General features: G+C 41.8%; 13 protein-coding genes and 1 pseudogene. 6 read left to right on the plus strand and 8 right to left on the minus strand.

Annotated elements, in window-relative coordinates; all coding sequences use genetic code 11:
- Positions 1-435, minus strand: a 435-nt coding sequence (locus ACH2DQ_RS24675) for a helix-turn-helix domain-containing protein (protein ID WP_395028590.1), incomplete at its 3' end; no start/stop codon positions are given.
- A 279-nt stretch (positions 436-714) separates the two neighbouring features.
- Here ACH2DQ_RS24675 and ACH2DQ_RS24680 point away from each other — a divergent pair.
- Positions 715-903, plus strand: a complete 189-nt coding sequence (locus tag ACH2DQ_RS24680) for a hypothetical protein (protein ID WP_394912464.1) — start codon at positions 715-717, stop codon at positions 901-903.
- A gap of 80 nt (positions 904-983) precedes the next feature.
- Here ACH2DQ_RS24680 and ACH2DQ_RS24685 read toward each other — a convergent pair whose 3' ends face one another.
- Positions 984-2,348 carry an MATE family efflux transporter gene (locus tag ACH2DQ_RS24685; RefSeq protein ID WP_394912465.1) on the minus strand — a complete coding sequence of 455 codons (1,365 nt, stop codon included), beginning with the start codon at positions 2,346-2,348 and terminating at the stop codon, positions 984-986.
- A gap of 167 nt (positions 2,349-2,515) precedes the next feature.
- Between ACH2DQ_RS24685 and ACH2DQ_RS24690 the strand changes: the two genes are divergently transcribed.
- The 5 genes from ACH2DQ_RS24690 (at position 2,516) to ACH2DQ_RS24710 (ending at position 8,540) form a co-directional block, all read left to right on the plus strand.
- The gene (locus ACH2DQ_RS24690; RefSeq protein WP_394912466.1) at positions 2,516-3,373 is read left to right on the plus strand and encodes a helix-turn-helix domain-containing protein; all 858 of its coding nucleotides are present in this window, start codon (positions 2,516-2,518) and stop codon (positions 3,371-3,373) included.
- Positions 3,374-3,395: 22 nt separating this feature from the next.
- The gene (locus ACH2DQ_RS24695) at positions 3,396-4,625 is read left to right on the plus strand and encodes a WYL domain-containing protein (RefSeq protein ID WP_395028591.1); all 1,230 of its coding nucleotides are present in this window, start codon (positions 3,396-3,398) and stop codon (positions 4,623-4,625) included.
- Positions 4,626-4,701: 76 nt separating this feature from the next.
- Positions 4,702-5,616: a WYL domain-containing protein gene (locus ACH2DQ_RS24700; RefSeq protein WP_394912468.1), complete on the plus strand. Its 915-nt coding sequence runs from the start codon at positions 4,702-4,704 to the stop codon at positions 5,614-5,616.
- Positions 5,617-6,098: 482 nt separating this feature from the next.
- A complete protein-coding gene (locus ACH2DQ_RS24705; RefSeq protein ID WP_394912469.1) occupies positions 6,099-7,202 on the plus strand; it encodes a slipin family protein in 1,104 nt (367 codons plus the stop codon).
- Positions 7,203-7,319: 117 nt separating this feature from the next.
- A complete protein-coding gene (locus ACH2DQ_RS24710) occupies positions 7,320-8,540 on the plus strand; it encodes an RtcB family protein (protein WP_395028592.1) in 1,221 nt (406 codons plus the stop codon).
- Positions 8,541-8,637: 97 nt separating this feature from the next.
- Here ACH2DQ_RS24710 and ACH2DQ_RS24715 read toward each other — a convergent pair whose 3' ends face one another.
- The 6 genes and pseudogenes from ACH2DQ_RS24715 to ACH2DQ_RS24740 all read right to left on the minus strand — a co-directional run.
- A complete protein-coding gene (locus ACH2DQ_RS24715; protein WP_394912471.1) occupies positions 8,638-9,240 on the minus strand; it encodes a hypothetical protein in 603 nt (200 codons plus the stop codon).
- Between the two features lie 258 nt (positions 9,241-9,498).
- Positions 9,499-10,767 carry a peptidoglycan-binding protein gene (locus tag ACH2DQ_RS24720; RefSeq protein WP_395028593.1) on the minus strand — a complete coding sequence of 423 codons (1,269 nt, stop codon included), beginning with the start codon at positions 10,765-10,767 and terminating at the stop codon, positions 9,499-9,501.
- A 267-nt stretch (positions 10,768-11,034) separates the two neighbouring features.
- Positions 11,035-12,066: an RIP metalloprotease RseP gene (gene rseP / locus ACH2DQ_RS24725; RefSeq protein ID WP_394912473.1), complete on the minus strand. Its 1,032-nt coding sequence runs from the start codon at positions 12,064-12,066 to the stop codon at positions 11,035-11,037.
- A gap of 1 nt (position 12,067) precedes the next feature.
- Positions 12,068-13,210, minus strand: a complete 1,143-nt coding sequence (gene dxr, locus ACH2DQ_RS24730) for a 1-deoxy-D-xylulose-5-phosphate reductoisomerase (RefSeq protein ID WP_394912474.1) — start codon at positions 13,208-13,210, stop codon at positions 12,068-12,070.
- 102 nt (positions 13,211-13,312) lie between these two features.
- Entirely contained in the window at positions 13,313-14,119 is an 807-nt protein-coding gene (locus tag ACH2DQ_RS24735; RefSeq protein WP_395028594.1) for a phosphatidate cytidylyltransferase, read from the minus strand.
- A gap of 2 nt (positions 14,120-14,121) precedes the next feature.
- Positions 14,122-14,433: pseudogene (locus tag ACH2DQ_RS24740) on the minus strand (undecaprenyl diphosphate synthase family protein); the annotation flags it as partial.
- Positions 14,434-14,437 lie beyond the last annotated feature (4 nt).

The following is a 14,437-nucleotide window of genomic DNA, read 5'->3' on the forward strand; positions in this document are numbered from 1 at the left end:
TATACTCACCTCTAGATTTAATATTTTTAACCCGGTCAGGTCCACTTTTACCGTATACATCCTGGCCTCGGGAAAATTGCATATGAGAGACATTGGCTGACTCTGATTTGTTCCCATATAAAAGCCTTTGCCAAAATCACAAAACTCACTGCTGATTGGACGAATTGCTCCCTGGATCCCCCTTTTTGAGCCATGGTACAGCATCAGGCTTTTTTCAGAAGTAATGACCACCGCATCCTTTTGCAATTCCTCAAAATCAATATGATTATCACGACAGATCATACGAAGGCTGTTAATCGCCACTGCTGTTGGTTCACAATGGCCATTTTCCCATCGATTCACCGTGGCAAAGCTGACACCCAGTACTTTTGCGAGCTGAGTCTGGCTAAGCCCGGCACGCTTGCGAATTTCCTTTACCATCTCAGAACTTTTCATATCCGCCCTCCACCCGGGAGCGTGCCTGAATGTTTCAAACACCCTCTGATAAATTTCTTACCAATATCATACCATGGTCGTTTTTTGATTACAAGTCGATGTGTGCCTAATATAGCAAAATTTTACAAAAAACTTGAACATTTTAGGGATATTTTATCTCAGAATGCAAAAACTAATGGAAAAACAAAAGTGCAGGTTGAAATATAAGAAGAAAGGAACTGCCAAAAACAATACAGCCTGTGAAATCGGCAGAATCATTTTATGATATGGTGACGGAACATGATTAACAACGAAGAACTTCCAATTGGATTTACAATGGAAATGGCGATGCATTCCGATGTATTAAATCGTTTTGCAGGCCTATCAAAGCAAGAACAGCAGAAAATAATTAATGGTGCAAAGAACATTAACAGCCACGATGCAATGCGCAGCTATGTAGAGAATATTTTTAACAATGGTATGCAATAAAATATAAAATGAGTTCCGGTAAACAGCATACTCCATACCTGCTGTTACCGGAACTCTTTTCTATGAAAAACATGCTAAATTTAACTTACACTTTCTTCCGTCTTTCTATCGGGATACATCGTTTTCATCTTTTTCATTATCATAAAATAAGCTATGATCAGCGGTATGGCGGCTCCAATCCAGGCAAGAGGATTGGACCAGCATGCGCCTGCAAATCCCAGAACTCCCGACAGGAAAATTGCTGCAAAACAGCGCATTACCAATTCCATTACTCCTGCCAGCGTAGGCACAAAGCTCTTGCCAAGCCCCTGCAAGGTAAACCGGAAAACAAAAAGCAGCGCCAGTACAAAGTACAGGCTTCCATTAATCCGCAGATATACCTGTGCCAGATTCAGTACCTCCGGCTGTCCGGGGCCCACAAAGATTCCCGCAAGCTGGTAGCCGGCAAAAATATTTACAAGCCCCATTACGATACTGAATCCTACGGAAATCAATGCACATTGGAATACCCCTTTGCGGATACGGTCTATTCTTCCCGCTCCCATATTCTGGGCTGCATAGGTACCCATCGTAGTTCCAAATGAATTCATCGGCTGGGTGGCAATACTGTCAATCTTCTGTGCCGCTGTGTATGCCGCAACAGACACCGCACCAAGTCCATTCAACGCATATTGCAGGATTACTGCACCAATTGCGATTATGGACATCTGAAATGCCATAGGAAGGGCAATTTTCAGATGCAGAGAAACCTCCCAGGATGTCACGCGAAAGTCTTCCTTTCTCGGAATGAGAAATTTCAGGCGCTTCATCATATACCACAGACATAATAAGCCGGACACCAACTGAGCCAGAATCGTTGCCCACGCTGCGCCTGCAACCCCCATTTTAAAATATAGAATCAATACAAAGTCCAGAATGATATTCAGTATACATGCAATAATCAAAAACAGAAGTGGCGTCTTACTGTCGCCAACTGCCCGGATTATATTCGACAGCATATTAAACAGCATACATGCCGCCGTACCGGCAAAAATAATAACCAGATAGCTCCATGCATCATCAATAATCTCCGGCGGTGTCTGCATCAGTTCCAGAATCGGCCTGGTCAGAGGTACTGCGATTAAAGTCAGTAAGATCGTAACTGCAAGACTGACCATCACACCAACTGCAATACTGCGGCGGACTCCATTTTCATCGGAAGCCCCAAACCTCTGAGATGTTACGATGGACAAGCCTGCGGTAAGACCCATTGCAAATCCCAATATCAGGAAGGTAATGCTTCCCGTACACCCCACTGCTGCAAGTGCCTCGACACCAATCGTTCTGCCTACAATTAAAGTATCCGCCATGCTGTAAAACTGTTGAAATATATTTCCAATCAGCAGCGGAATTGTAAAGAACAGGATCAATTTCGCCGGTTGCCCGGTTGTCATATTTTTTGTCATAGTTGCTTCCCCCTTTTTTATTTTAAACAAACACGGTCTATTATAGTATCTGACTGAAAAATTAAAATGTAATTTCTTGTACAGTTCATGTAGTATTTTGCATTCTGCCTTGCATCCCCTCCAAAACCGTGTATAATAAAATTATAAAAGACCCGGAGTGATGACACATGTGCAATCAAAACTACGATATTACATACGAAGATTTAAACCCAACATTCTTATACTTCTGTACCCTGAAGCGGAATGAAGAAGAGACCAATTACCATTGTCACGATTTTATCGAATTCTCCATCATTTTGAAAGGAGAAGGTGCACACGTGATTGACGGCGAAGTTTGTCCCGTTAAAGAAGGAGATTTCGTCATTTACAATCCTGGTACCTATCACAGAAGTCTTGTAACTTCTGCGGATAACTGTGCCCTGGAGTGTTTTCTCTCCTTTTCCGAGGTGCATTTTAAGAACCTCCCCAAAGGACAGATGCCGCTGATAAACGGGGAAAACATCATTGCCATGGATGCAATCATTAAACAGGAAATCTTTAAAATTTGTTCTGCAATGGAAAAGGAATACCAGTCCTGGAAGCCTGGACGATACTTTATGCTGAAATCTTATCTCATTCAGATAATACTATTGATCATAAGAGAACAGCAGGACTCTCAGAAAGTTCCAAATGGCTGTATCTTTGAATCCACAAGCCGTAAATATGTTGTCAAAAAAATTATTCATTATTTCAGTCAGCACTATTCCGAAAAAATATCTCTGGACCAGATCGCCCAGAACATGTATCTGAGTACTTTTTACATTTCCCGTATTTTTAAAAGCGAAACCGGTGAATCTCCCATTAACTATCTTATTAATTTAAGGATGGAAAAGGCACGGGAATTAATAGAAAAAGAAGAAGCGATCAGTGTACAGAATGTTGCTGCCTGTGTGGGATATGATGATGTATACCATTTCAGCAAATTATTTAAAAAACATTATGGGGTTGCTCCTTCTAAATATCGTGTGGGAAACAAACTGGAATAAGCTATGAAGTTGAGGTGAAGGAATGGCATATACCGAACTGATCAAAAACTTTGAACGTATACGGGATTACATGAGAGAATTCTATATATATGGTTTTAAAAGCAGAGAAGAATTCGAAAAGAAAAGCAGCCGCACATACGACAATGAACGGCGCAGAATTGAAAGCTATCTTGGGGATTATATGGACTTTCGAATGACTCACGGAGGAAAAAATGTATTCCTTTCCATCGACAGCAGAACCTGTGTACATAATCCTCTTTATAAGGCATGGAAAGCAAAAAGCTTTACCAACGGCGATATTACTCTGCACTTTATTTTATTTGATATTTTAAATGAACCGGAAATTTCTTATACATTAAAAGAAATAACTGAAATCATTGATACCTCATACCTCTCTCTTTTCCAATTCCCTTTACTTTTTGATGAATCTACCGTCCGGAAAAAATTAAACGAATACATAGATCTGGGATTGATGAAGGGAGTGAAACAAGGGAGACAAATTCTTTACAGCAGAATCGGAACCCCGAATCTTTCTACCTGGAAGGATTCATTGAACTATTTCTCGGAAGCTGGACTTTGCGGTGTCATAGGCAGCTTTTTGCTGGATCAGACCGGCTTTAATGACAAAACCTACTCTTTTAAACATCATTATATCACACATGCATTGGAGAGCGAGGTTCTCTGTCAGCTTCTCCATGGAATTTCACAAAGACGTAATGTAACCATTACCAATATTACAAACAGATCTGATCATATAAATTCCTGGGATCTGGTCCCCCTAAAAATATTTGTCAGTGTCCAAAACGGAAGACGCTATCTTATGGGCTATAGCCTAAAATACCACAGAATTAATTCCTACCGTCTTGACTATATAACTGGCGGAAAAACAGGGGATATCGCAGAAAATTTTAATCAGCTTCGGGACAAACTGGTAACTATGCAAAAATTCATGTGGGGTATCTCATGCGGCAGGTGTACCACACTGGAGCATGTGGAATTCACCGTTTCCATTGAAGAGGGGGAAGAACACATTCTTCAGCGCCTGGAACGGGAAAAGCGCTGCGGAACGATTCAGCGGGTTGATCCAAATACCTGCCGTTTTATTGCCGACGTATATGATACCAGTGATATGATTCCGTGGATTCGGACATTTATATGCCGGATCACTTCTTTGAACTTTTCAAACAGAACCATTGAAAACCAGTTTAAGAAGGATATTCTGGACATGTATGCATTGTATGAAACTGAGTAATGGTAAGCAGCAGACGGGATCTAACTTTTAACTTACCGGGTGTATTTGAGAGCTTTGGAAAATCAGGAGGATAAACATGGTATTATTTCACGAAATTTACAGCTGCTACTATCATACAGTATCCAAAATCTTATCTGCATCCGTAAAGGGAAGCCTGACCGAAAGTGAGATGCTGACGCTCATAAAAGAATACGCTTTTGCCGAAAGTCATCTAGCCATTATACCAGCACTGAAAAATGAAAACTGGCAGTTAGTAGACGAAAAACTGCAGACGCCGCTGGTTCACCAACCATCCACAGGGCTTACCATACTGCAGAAACGATGGTTAAAAGCAATCAGCCTGGATCCCAGAATCAGGCTGTTCTCAGTTGATTTTACAATTTTAGAAGATGTGGAACCACTGTTTACACCGGAGGATTATGTTGTATTTGACAACTACAATGATGGAGATGACTATGAAAACGAACATTATATTCGTATTTTTCAAGCCCTGCAAAAAGCCATACATGCCCATAAAAAAGTACTTATTCAGTATAGCAGCCGGAAGAACAACCAAAGAACTATTTCCTGTACCCCATATCAATTTGAATATTCGGAAAAAGATGATAAATTCCGTATTCGGATTTTAGGATGCCGCTATGCCAATATTCTCAATGTCAGCCGCATCCAGGAATGTGACATTCTGGATGAAGAAGGTATCCCTCTCAGGGAATCCAGAAACATAATTTCTGATTATCTGATTATGGAACTTTTAGACGAAAGAAATGCTCTGGAACGTGTTATGCTTCATTTTGCACACTTTGAAAAAGAAGCCCTGCGCATCTCGGAGCAGAAATACCGAATAAAGATATATTATGAGCGGGATGATGAAACAGAAATGCTTATAAGAGTATTGTCATTTGGACCATTTGTAAAAGTAACGGAACCGGAACATTTTGTAGATCTGATTAAAAAAAGACTGTTAATGCAGAAAAGTTGTGGACTCAAATAAGAGTTCGCAACTTTTTTTCCGTGATAAATACATAATTTTCCATTAGACTATAGCTGCAAGGCTGCTTCAGTTGTGTGTCAGATCTCACTGCGGTGCGCCAGGGTCTTCCAAAGCGTATGCCAGAGCAATGTTGCGACAACCGCAGGTTCGAATCCTGCCCGGGTTATTCACCTGGCCAAGTGGTTTTGGTGTGCTTAACAGGCACAATCTGCTGTGCTCATCACACAGAATTTAACAATTAACTATATACAGACATCCGCCCAGGCAGAAACCGGAGCATGGGATTGCATCATTACCGGTAAAGCCTCCATGTATCAAATGCCTTGCCTGAAAAAGGATATCGTTTCACATAGGCATCTGTGCAGAAGCGTGCGCTTTTTAATGGCACGTACTTCCCCCAATGTCAGCGTCAGACTTAATTTTTCAGCCGCATTTTATACATTGGATGTCTGTATCTCAACAAATCACCAGGAGGTGTATCTATGCGTACTATTATTCAGGAAAATCAAAGAGGCCTGCTCTTTAAGAATGGAAAATTTGTGAAATTACTGGAAGCCGGAAGATATTTCACGTTTGGCAATCAAAACATTGAAATTGTTTCCCTTGACGGACCGCTTGCTTCTGACTCCTGTTCATCGGAAGTTCTGCTTCTGAATGAAAAGGTTGCAAAACAAACAGACTCAGTAGATGTGGCTGATGAAGAGCTTGCACTCCATTTTATAAACGGAAAATTTGAAGAAATACTCAGAAGAGGTAACTATACATTCTGGTCTGTCATTCAAAAACATGACTTCATAAAAACCAGCATCCAGACCCCGGAGATTGCTGACGATATCCCACAATTTATCTTCATCAAAATCCCCACATACCTTTATACCAAAATTGAGGTAAAAGAATATCAGAAAGCCCTTCTCTATTTTGACCAAAAGCTGGTAAAGCTCCTTGATGCTGGAACTTACTATTACTGGAAGTGCAGCACAAAGATTGATTACAGCCTGGTTGATACCCGTCTTTCCCAAATGGATATCAACGGACAGGAAATACTCTCCCAGGACAAAGTTGCCCTGCGCATTAATTTTGTATGTACTTATAGAATTACGGATTACATAAAAATATTTACGGAAATCGACAATTATGAGGAACAAATGCATGTTGCGGCACAGTTTGCCCTGCGGGATTATATCAGTAAATACAGGATTGATGAAATCCTGGAAAACAAAGAGCAGATTTCTATTTACGTTTTTGAAAAACTGAAAGAAAAGTCCAAAGAACTGTACATCGATATTACAGATGCAGGAGTCAAAGACATTATTCTCCCGGGTGAAATCCGCGATATTATGAATACCGTGCTAATTGCCGAAAAACGTGCACAGGCAAACGTAATTACCCGCAGAGAAGAAGTCGCCTCAACACGGTCACTGCTGAATACCGCCAGACTAATGGATGAAAATACAACGCTCTATAAGCTGAAAGAACTTGAGTATCTGGAAAAAATATGTGAGAACGTAGGTAATATTTCCCTAAACGGAAGCAGCGGCCTGCTTACACAGCTATCCGCTATCTTACATGGCGGAGAGGCTTCCTGATATTTAAGTCAGTTACTATTTCATATAAAAGTTAGAGCGTTTTTGAATATCCATCCCACCATCTGCCGGGAAGCAATTTTAAACACGCTCTGGCTTACAATCACAGAAAGGAAAAATATGATCACAATTAATGGAACTTATACTACCGCTAAGATATTTTCAGATGACCTTGAAATAAGTGCCCGGAATCAAATTGAAGAATTATGTAATCAGGAGTTTGTCTCCGGCTGTCAAATCCGCATTATGCCGGACGTTCATGCCGGAACCGGCTGTGTCATTGGTTTTACGGCTGATCTTGGTGAGATGGTAATCCCCAATATTGTTGGGGTGGATATCGGCTGCGGATTGCTCACGGTAGATCTTGGCAAGACCGGGATCAATTTCGAAAAACTTGATCGGATAATAAACCAGTATATTCCCAGTGGGAAGCATGTCCATGAAGGTAGAATCGCACGGTTTCCGGAACTGTTAAATCTGGAATGCTACCGTGGATTAAAAGACACAAAAAGGCTGGAAAGAAGTATCGGAACTTTAGGCGGCGGAAACCATTTTATAGAAATTGATGCCGCTGACGATGGCAGCCAGTATCTGGTTATCCACACCGGAAGCCGAAATCTGGGGAAACAGACAGCCGATTATTACCAGGATATGGCGTATGACCTGCTCCGGGGCAAAGATAAAATCTTAGAAAGGCAAAACCAGATTATTCAGGAATATAAAGCAGCCGGTAAGCGAAAAGAAATCCAAAGCGCTATTAAAGAACTTAAAAGCAGCTACAAGTGGAACGTAATCAGCATCCCCAAAGGCCTCTGCTATCTCACAGGAAAATACCGGGACATGTATCTTGCTGATATGAAAATCTGTCAGAAGTTCGCCTCATTTAACCGCATTACCATCGCACAAATAATACTGGATAAACTCTTTGGCATGCCACTAAACGATTTTCCATACTTTGAAACCATACACAACTATATCGACCTGGACAACAATATCGTGCGAAAAGGAGCGGTATCTGCCAAAGCCGGAGAAAAGCTCTTAATTCCCATCAATATGCGTGACGGAAGTTTAATCTGTATGGGGAAGGGAAATGAAGACTGGAATTATTCCGCCCCTCATGGTGCCGGCAGATTATACAGCCGATCAGATGCCAAAGAGAAGTTTACCCTGGCTGAATTTGAATCTTCTATGGAAGGTGTTTTTACAACCTCTGTAGGTACTTCCACTCTGGATGAATGTCCGATGGCATATAAAAACATGGATCATATTGTCCGCAATATCGCTCCAACTGCAGATATCATGCAAATAATACGCCCTGTTTATAACTTTAAGGCAGGTTAATTTCTACCGGACCTGATATACGTTTATCTCCATCATAACAGGAGGCGCAGCCTGTTACGCCACGCCTCCTGATATTTGCATTATACGATTTTTTCTTTTATTTTTCTTTGACAATTTCTATTTCTGATGCAATCAGCACATTATCTTTTATTTCTCCCTTAACAATCACCATTGCATCCAACTCAAGGTCAGAACTGCTCCCTTCTACAGGGGCACTGGATTGTCCATCCTCGCTTGTCGTACTTACTACAAATTTGGTGTTATCTGTGTACTCCAACTCCAAATTTTTCATATTACCAGTATTTCCCCCCGCAAAAAAACCATCTGCTTTTGTTGTTGCACCCAATCCATTAATCGTAATTTTATATCCGTCCATGGATGCAATAGTTCCTCTTATTTCTGAACCGGATGCGCTGCTTTTCTTGCTTTTTTCAAGTTCTACACTGCCCTCAGTTGCCACATATGGTTCGTCGGAACTTGATCCCATGGTTTGCTTGGTGCTTGACTTTTCGGCCGATTCAACTGCTCCTCCTGTCCCTTCTGGTGCATCTGAATTTTTTCCTGCTCCACTTGTCTCTCCAAGTGCTCCTGCTGTCTCATTTGCTCCACTTGTCTCTCCTGCCGATTCTGCACCATTGCATCCTGCCAGCGCCAGCCCCAGTGTCAGTATTCCAATTGCAATAAATTTGTTTTTCCTCATACTATCTCCTTTGCCTGATTACAATATTTATTAGTTACGTCTTCCTAAAAACAATAACAATCGAATCTCTAAAATATCTCTAAAATGTCTCCAATGTAAGGGGAAAATGCCAAAAATCCAATATTTTATGATATCTCTAAAACCATTACTTTTTATGTATGTTACCAAAAAAATAGTAAAAGCATGTTTGAAAGAAATTGTTACTCTCTTATCAAACACACTTCCACTATTTACCATGATTCCTTATCTGTTAACCCATTACGGATTTAATTCCGCTATCCTGGTAACTCCTACAAAAATCTCCTGAATCTTATACCATGTTCTATAATCAACAATCCCTGTTTCCGGCAAACCGAAAACATCCTGGAATACCCGTACTGCATTCTGTGTACCTTCTCCATAAATGCCGTCCACTGCAATTTTCGGAATCAGTGGATACGCATTGGAAATGGCATTTAACTGTTCCTGAATCTGCCTTACTTTATCGCCGCTGGACCCGATGTCCAGGCTGTAGCCCGGCCAGGATGATGGAACTCCCGCGATTTCTTCCGCACTATTAATATACATACTTTCACCATAGTAATAACGAAGTATTTCAATAGGCGTATAGCCCTGGTCTCCAAGCGTCTTGGAACCCCACTGGGTCATCCAGTTTGGACACTGGACTCTCTGTCCATCACAATACTGTGTCAGAATTGGCTGTTTTACATTTGGCCTGGAAAGGTAATTACTGAATACATCATCCACTACTTCCGAAATACTCTCAAATATATTTCTGCCATAGATCCATTTATGGTCAAATGCTGTTGATGAAGTAATGGTGAAATCAAATCCTTTGTTCCGGTACCATTCCGTATAAACTCTGTTTAACGTAAAGGACATAATAGCAAGTACATTCGCTTCAATTGTAGCCCTTGGCCAGGTTGCATAGATCTCACTGGACGCTACATTTTTAATATAATCCTTGTATCGAATGTAGTAATCCGTTGCTGTTGTATCCCGCGGGGAGCCGTCATGCACCACCACAAATTCCGGAATAACAACCCGGCTTAAAACAATCTCCCCAATCTGGTTCACGGGCTTGATTTCGGCTTCCGCAATCTTAGGGGGATAGTTACCGTAAAGCGTATGTGCCGGAATTACGATTGTATCAATCCCCTCATTTCCAGCCAGAGGACGCAGCCGCACTTCCTGCAATGCCACCTGATCCGCCAGAATTTCCGTACCATTAATCGTAATTGTCTCAAATCCTTCCGCAGTAATCCGAAGGGTATACTCTGAATAGGGCTGTGTCTCCGATGGTGCAAGACTGTATTCCAGAGGCGGCGTTGCCAATTCTATAGCTGCCGTCTGACCTGTACTGTCTGTTGAAACTTTTTCTACTGTACTTTCCGGGTCTCCTGAATAAGAGATATCTATCGTCGCGTCTGCAACCGGCGTGGCACGCTGGTTTGACAGTACACGTATCTGTAAACGCCCCCGGGACGGGGTGTCCTGCTGCATGGCTTTGATTAAATTATTTGACATGCCTGACCTCGCAAATATCCTGTCATCTATAGTATATGCAGAAATTTTCTATATGTATACGATATTCGCTGTCCGCCTTGTAAACAATACCGGAAAAAGCTGCGAAAAAAGGTTTATGATCCTCCATTTCGCAGCTTAAGCACTGTTATCATGAAACAAATATCCTGTAATAATCAGGCAGGCTCTTTAAATTTTTCAATCAAAATCCTGCGATAATCAGACAGACATTGTTCACAATACATTTATCAATTATCGAAACTTTTCCTATTACAGAATTTTCATAACATCATTGAACATAACGACTACCATCAGAACCATAAGCGCCATTAGTCCAATAAAATGCACCATGCCTTCTTTTTCCGGGCTGATCCGTTTTCCCCGGATAGCTTCCAGAATTAAAAACACAAGCCTGCCTCCATCTAAAGCAGGAAGTGGAAGCAGATTCATGACTCCAAGATTGGCAGTTAATAATATGGAAATGTTCAGCATATTCAGCCAAACCAGAAAACCGCCGCCCTCTTTGGCGCTTTCTTCGTAAGTATCTCCAATAATAGTTACCACGCCTACCGGTCCTGACATATCGTTAATACCTACCTGACCTCTGACAAGCATCTTCAGACTTCCAATCGTGGTATCGATCCAATACTTTACCTCATACGCACTGTACTTCAGGGTGCTTAGTGGATTCCCTTTTACTCTGGTTCCCGCCGGAGTAATGCCGAATACGTATCTGCCGCTGTCCGTCTTTTCAGGTGTCATCTGAACGGTATGACTTTCCCCATTCCGTTCATAAGTAAGCGTTACCGGTTTACCCTGGTTAAAGGTGACATAATTATTGATTTCCCTGGAAACTCTTATATTCTTGTTGTTCATCTTAGTTATAACATCGCCTTCTTTTAACCCGGCTTCTGCGGCAGGAAAGCCTTTTGTAACGGCACCTACTACAGGTGAATCATGGCCAATGCTGCCGATGATAAACAACGCCAGCACAAAGGCTAAAATAAAGTTAAAGATCGGACCTGCAGCGATAACAGAAATCCTCGCCCAAACGGATTTACTGCCAAAAGACCCATCATCACCCGCAGCCTCGTCTTCCCCAAGCATCATACAGGAACCGCCAAAGGGAAGCAGTTTCAGGGAATACCTGGTTTCACCTTTTGTGGTGCTTACCAGTCTGGGTCCCATACCCACTGAAAATTCTGTAACGGTGATTCCATTTAATTTCGCCAGAATAAAATGTCCCAGCTCATGGATAATAATGATAATACTAAATATTAAAATAGCAATAACGATTTTCAATCTACCACCTGCTTTCAATCAATTCATAAGTTGCCTGTTCCGTAGCCAGTATCTCTTCCACAGTTGGATTCTGGATGGTCTTATGTTCCTCCATACAGTACATAATGATATCATAAATATCCAGGAAACGGATTTCCTTATGTAAAAATTTACTGACTGCACGCTCGTTGGCTGCATTGAATACCGTCGGCATAGAACCACCTGCTTTCGATGCCTGAAATGCCAGCGGCAATCCAAGAAAGGTATCCATATCCGGTTTTTCAAAGGTAATCTGTGATAACTTCCAAAAATCCAGCCGTTCTCCACCCAGATACTTACGATCCGGATAGTAAAGGGCATATTGTATCGGCAGCTTCATATCCGGTGTTCCCAGTTCTGCCATAATCGCTCCGTCTACATATTCCACCATGGAATGGATGATACTCTGCGGCTGTATCACTACTTGTATTTTATCCAAATCTACTCCAAACAACCACTTGGCTTCCATAACTTCCAAACCTTTATTTACCAATGTTGCCGAGTCTATGGTAATTTTCTGTCCCATTGCCCAGTTTGGATGCTTCAAAGCATCTTCCAGCCGGACTTTTTCTAAAAATGATTTCGTTTTCCCACGGAAAGGACCGCCTGATGCCGTCAAAAGTATTTTACCGATTCTTTTTGGATTCTCGCCGTTTAGAGACTGGAAAATAGCGCTGTGTTCACTGTCCACAGGCAAAATCCGCACACCCCGTTCTTCTGCCAGAGGCATAATAATATGTCCTGCCGTTACCAAAGTCTCCTTATTCGCCAGTGCAATGTCTTTTTTCGCCTTAATTGCTTCAATTGTGGGCAGTATTCCAATCATCCCCACGATGGCAGTGACCAGAATCTCTACCTCCTGCAGTGTAGAGATTTCAATTAATCCCTCCATGCCGCTTACAACTTTTACATCCAGGTCTTTTATGGATTCCCTTAATACCGAAGCGGATTTTTCATCCCAGACTGCTGCTGCCTTTGGCTTAAATTCCCGAATTTGTTTTTCCAAAAGCACAATATTACTGCCTGCTGCCAACGCAGCAACCTGCAAGTCATTATTTTCCCTTACTACTTCTAATGTCTGGGTTCCAATAGAACCTGTGGATCCTAACACCGCTATCGTCTTCATAAAAAATCCTCTCTTGTTCTTTCCCAGAGTGCGTTTGAAAAATCATTTCCGTAATCTGCCCGCCTCATCTGAGCAGGCACTATTTCAAACAGTCTCTGATTCTTAATTAAAAAGTGTTGCTAAAAAGTAAATAACCGGAGCCGTAAAAATCACACTGTCAAAGCGGTCTAATATTCCGCCATGCCCCGGTATCAGCTTGCCGTAATCCTTGATATCATGGTTTCTCTTAATAGCAGAAGCAGCCAGGTCGCCCACCATGGAAATCAATGCGCCAATTCCGCAGATCACCGCATAGACTGCAATCTGATTCTGTGCCTCCAGATATTTACCAATTACAGCAGCATAAACTGCTCCCAGAAGTGCAGCGCCGACCACTCCGCCAACTGCCCCTTCTATGGATTTTTTCGGACTTAACTTCGGAGACATTTTATGCTTTCCAATTAATACCCCTACACAGTAAGCACAGGTATCGCATCCCCAGGAACACAGGAAAATCAGCCATACGATAAATGCACCATCCTGGAGATTTCTCGTCTGAAAAATATAGGACAGCATCACAGATACATAGGCTACGCCAAAAAATCCTGCCATAACCTGCTCTGCCTTATATTTGGGAAAAGTAAACACATAGACAAACATAAATGCCACCAGCAGAAAAATCAGCCCTATCATACTATATGCTTCAAATCCAAAAAGTAACATGAAATAGTGACCAACTGTTCCGATATAACCGACCAATGCCAGTCCATGGGTCTGTTCGGATTCCACATTCATCGCTCTGTAAAGTTCATTCAAACCGATCAGAGATATCAGAAGTAACGTTACAAACAGCACATATCCTCCTGAGATAATAGTCAGCAGCGCAATCAGCACCAACACAATACCCCTTATGAGCCTCGTCACAAACATGGTTAATCCTCCTTCACGCCCCCGAACCGCCGATCTCTGCCATTGAATTTGTCAATCGCTTTCATCAGCTCTTCTTTATTAAATGCCGGCCATGGAACATCTGTAAAATAAAACTCCGTATATGCCAGCTGCCACATCAGATAATTAGAAAGCCTGAGTTCTCCGCTGGTACGAATCAGAAGATCCGGATCCGGTATTCCTTTCGTATCCAGATAATCAGAAAAAACATACTCTGTAATATCCGTACCCTTTACTTTTCCATCTTTACAGTCCTGCGATAAATTGCGGATTGCACGTACAATTTCATAACGGCTTCAG

The organism is Robinsoniella sp., assembly GCF_034124845.1.

What these genes read in the sequence shown, in the direction of transcription:
- ACH2DQ_RS24710 (WP_395028592.1), top strand. Translation starts at nt 7,320, where the DNA reads ATGATCACAATTAATGGAACTTATACTACCGCTAAGATATTTTCAGAT.
- ACH2DQ_RS24690 (WP_394912466.1), top strand. Translation starts at nt 2,516, where the DNA reads ATGTGCAATCAAAACTACGATATTACATACGAAGATTTAAACCCAACA.
- ACH2DQ_RS24695 (WP_395028591.1), top strand. Translation starts at nt 3,396, where the DNA reads ATGGCATATACCGAACTGATCAAAAACTTTGAACGTATACGGGATTAC.
- ACH2DQ_RS24705 (WP_394912469.1), top strand. Translation starts at nt 6,099, where the DNA reads ATGCGTACTATTATTCAGGAAAATCAAAGAGGCCTGCTCTTTAAGAAT.
- ACH2DQ_RS24685 (WP_394912465.1), bottom strand. Translation starts at nt 2,348, where the DNA reads ATGACAAAAAATATGACAACCGGGCAACCGGCGAAATTGATCCTGTTC.
- ACH2DQ_RS24700 (WP_394912468.1), top strand. Translation starts at nt 4,702, where the DNA reads ATGGTATTATTTCACGAAATTTACAGCTGCTACTATCATACAGTATCC.
- ACH2DQ_RS24715 (WP_394912471.1), bottom strand. Translation starts at nt 9,240, where the DNA reads ATGAGGAAAAACAAATTTATTGCAATTGGAATACTGACACTGGGGCTG.
- ACH2DQ_RS24735 (WP_395028594.1), bottom strand. Translation starts at nt 14,119, where the DNA reads ATGTTTGTGACGAGGCTCATAAGGGGTATTGTGTTGGTGCTGATTGCG.
- ACH2DQ_RS24720 (WP_395028593.1), bottom strand. Translation starts at nt 10,767, where the DNA reads ATGTCAAATAATTTAATCAAAGCCATGCAGCAGGACACCCCGTCCCGG.
- ACH2DQ_RS24680 (WP_394912464.1), top strand. Translation starts at nt 715, where the DNA reads ATGATTAACAACGAAGAACTTCCAATTGGATTTACAATGGAAATGGCG.
- dxr (WP_394912474.1), bottom strand. Translation starts at nt 13,210, where the DNA reads ATGAAGACGATAGCGGTGTTAGGATCCACAGGTTCTATTGGAACCCAG.